Raw genomic sequence first — 3,247 nt, forward strand, 5'->3', positions numbered from 1 at the left:
CGGGTCATCGCGGACGCCCCAGCGGTCGGCGCCCGTGCACATCCGACTGCTGCCTCGGCGAGTGAGCCGAAGGGGCGCGGACGGTGTCGAAAGGGAGAGCGCGCGGAGGTCGCGAGGAACGAGTGACCGAGCACGGTCGACCGTCGACACCGGCTGGGGCGCCCCGGAGGCGAACCGAGCCCTAAGAAGAAGGTCTCGCCATGGCTGCGAGGAAGGCCTTCTCCACGTCGGCGGTGGACAGGACGCCGTAGACCTCGCCGGAGTTCTCGATGACGAGGTACTCCGTGGCGGGGGTGGCGCGCAGGGTGTCGAGGAGGTCTTCGCCGGCGAGTTCGGCGGAGACCTTCATGCCGGGCTTGATGTCCTGGGCGAGGCCGGAGACGGCGACCCAGGGGCGGCGGTGCTCGGGGACGCCGACGATGGCGGCTTCGCGGACGACGGCGGTGGGGGTGCCCTGGCCGTCGACGACGACGAGGGCGCGGGCGCCGGCCTCGTTGGCCCGGCGCAGGGCCTCGGACAGCGGGGTGTCGGAGGCGACGGGGAGGGCGCGCCGGGTGAGGGTACGGGCCTGGAGTTCGGGGAGGTGCTCGCGCAGCCGTGCCATGCGCAGGCTGTTGCCGGCGCCGGTCCAGATGATGGCGGCGAGGATGGCGGCGAGCAGGGCGTCGGTGAGGGAGTCGAAGCCGGTGGCGCCGTCGCCGCCGTCGTTCATGCCGCCGGCGTACGACAGCAGGGGGAGGCCGACGAGGACGGCGATGGCGAGGGCGCGTCCGGTCCAGGCGGCGGCGATGGTGCCGGTCATGGCCTTGCCGCTGATCTTCCAGATGACGGCGCGGAGCATCCGTCCGCCGTCGAGCGGGAGGCCGGGCAGCAGGTTGAAGACGGCCACGAGCAGGTTGCTGATCATGAGTCCGGCGAGCAGGACGCCGGGGACGGTGTCGGGTTCGACGCCGTACATGCCGAGGTAGAAGACCCCGGCGAGGACGAGGGAGAGCAGGGGGCCGACGAAGGCGAGGACGAATTCGCGGCCGGGGGTCTCGGACTCCTTCTCGATCTCGGAGACGCCGCCGAAGAACTGCAGCTGGATGCGGCGCACGGGCAGCTCGAAGCGGAGGGCGGCCACGGTGTGGGCGAGTTCGTGGACGAGCACGGAGGCGTAGAAGGCGACCGCGAAGAAGAGCGAGACGAGGTAGCGGACGCCGCCGAGCTCGGGCAGGACGCGGTCGAGCTGGCCGCCGAAGACCCAGGTGATGAGGGCGGCGACGAGGAACCAGCTGGGCGCGACGTAGACGGGCACGCCGAAGAAGCGGCCCATGAGGATGCCGCCGCCGGGTCCCGGGGGGCGTTTGGCGGGCCCGTCGCCGGTTCCGGGAGTCCCCTCGCCGCCCGACGGCGGCTGCTGGCTCTCGCTCACTGGTTCCCCTCGTGTCGCTGACGCTCCGACGTCGATGGTATTGCCCGGTTGCGGGGACCCGACACCGGCTGTCGGCGCCACCCCGTAGGGTCCTGCCATGGGCACCAGCACCGAAGCCGTTCCTCCGAGGCCGCCGTCCTCCCTGTCGCCGTCGCGCGCCGCCGACTTCATGCGGTGTCCGCTGCTGTACCGGCTGCGGGTGATCGACCGGCTGCCGGAGAAGCCGAGCCAGGCGGCGACGCGGGGCACGGTGGTGCACGCGGTGCTGGAGCGCCTCTTCGACGTGCCGGCGGCGGAGCGGACGGCGGACCGGGCGCGGGCGATGGTGCCGGGGCAGTGGCAGCGGCTGCTGGAGGAGCGTCCGGAGCTGTCGGAGTTGTTCGCCGCGGAGGACGGGCAGGGTCTGGCGCAGTGGCTGGAGGAGGCGGCCGGGCTGGTCGAGCGGTGGTTCTCGCTGGAGGACCCGACGCGGCTGGAGCCGGCCGAGCGTGAGCTGTACGTGGAGACGGAGCTGGAGTCGGGGCTGACGCTGCGCGGTTACATCGACCGTCTGGACGTCGCGGCGGCCTCGGGTGACCTGCGGGTGGTGGACTACAAGACCGGCAAGGCGCCGCGGCCGGAGTACGCGGACGAGGCGTTGTTCCAGATGAAGTTCTACGCGCTGGTGCTGTGGCGGCTGCGGGGTGTGGTGCCGCGCCGGCTGCAGTTGGTCTACCTGGGCAGTGGCGAGGTGCTGACGTACGACCCGTCGGAGGGTGAGCTGCGGGCGGTGGGCCGGAAGCTGGAGGCGCTGTGGGAGGCGATCCGGCGGGCCACGGAGTCGGGTGACTGGCGGCCGCGGCCGGGGCGGCTGTGCGACTGGTGCGACCACCGGGAGGTGTGCCCCTCTTTCGGGGGGACTCCCCCACCGTATCCGCTGCCCGTCGTGGGGAAGAATGGGGAGTCCTGAGGGCGAAGGAGATCTTGTGGCTATTCGCGTCCTGTTGGTGGACGACCAGCCGCTGCTGCGTACGGGCTTCCGGATGATCCTGGAGGCGGAGGGCGACCTCGCGGTGGTCGGCGAGGCGGGGGACGGCCAGCAGGCCCTGGAGCAGGTGCGTGCGCTGCAGCCCGATGTGGTGCTGATGGACATCCGCATGCCGCGGATGGACGGGGTGGAGGCGACGCGGCAGATCACCGGGCCGGGCCGGGACGGTCCGGCGAAGGTGCTGGTGCTGACGACCTTCGACCTCGACGAGTACGTGGTGGAGGCGTTGCGTGCGGGTGCGAGCGGTTTCCTGCTGAAGGACGCCCCTGCGCACGAGCTGGTGCAGGCGATCCGGGTGGTCGCGGCGGGTGAGGCGATGCTGGCGCCGAGCATCACGCGGCGTCTGCTGGACAAGTACGCGGGCCGGCTGCCGTCGGGCGAGGAGCCGGTGCCGCAGGCGCTGCACACCTTGACCGACCGGGAGGTCGAGGTGCTGAAGCTGGTGGCGCGGGGCCTGTCGAACGCGGAGATCGCCGCGGAGCTGTTCGTGAGCGAGACGACGGTGAAGACCCATGTGGGTCATGTGCTGACGAAGCTTGCGCTGCGCGACCGGGTGCAGGCGGCCGTGTACGCGTACGAGAGCGGACTGGTACGCCCCGGGGCGCAGTAGCGTCCCGGGGCGTGTGGGGTGGCCGGCGGCCCGTGCGGGCCCTGGCGGCTAGGGCGTGTCGTCAAATGAGCTCCCCCAGCTACCGCTGGGAGGTGCCCCCACCGCCCGAAGGGCGGGCCCAGCGGCGTCTGGTGCGGTGCATCGCAAGGCGGAGAGTCGTCCTCGTAGTGGGCTACTCGGACGATTCGACAACGCA

Annotated in this window: 3 protein-coding genes; 2 read left to right on the plus strand and 1 reads right to left on the minus strand. The window is 72.1% G+C overall.

What is annotated here, in order from left to right; genetic code table 11:
* Nucleotides 1–181 precede the first annotated feature (181 nt).
* Nucleotides 182–1,513, minus strand: a complete 1,332-nt coding sequence (locus ABZ479_RS24620) for a site-2 protease family protein (protein ID WP_500463572.1) — start codon at nt 1,511–1,513, stop codon at nt 182–184.
* On the opposite strand from ABZ479_RS24620, the gene ABZ479_RS24625 reads away from it, so the two are divergent.
* Both ABZ479_RS24625 and ABZ479_RS24630 read left to right on the plus strand, forming a co-directional pair.
* Nucleotides 1,512–2,363, plus strand: coding sequence for a RecB family exonuclease (locus ABZ479_RS24625; protein ID WP_499603572.1), 852 nt, complete (start codon nt 1,512–1,514; stop codon nt 2,361–2,363). The genes ABZ479_RS24620 and ABZ479_RS24625 overlap by 2 nt on opposite strands.
* 16 nt (nt 2,364–2,379) lie before the next feature.
* Nucleotides 2,380–3,051, plus strand: a complete 672-nt coding sequence (locus ABZ479_RS24630; RefSeq protein WP_450386271.1) for a response regulator — start codon at nt 2,380–2,382, stop codon at nt 3,049–3,051.
* Nucleotides 3,052–3,247 lie beyond the last annotated feature (196 nt).

The sequence above is a fragment of the Streptomyces sp. NPDC005722 genome (assembly GCF_040630935.1).
GTDB lineage: Bacteria > Actinomycetota > Actinomycetes > Streptomycetales > Streptomycetaceae > Actinacidiphila.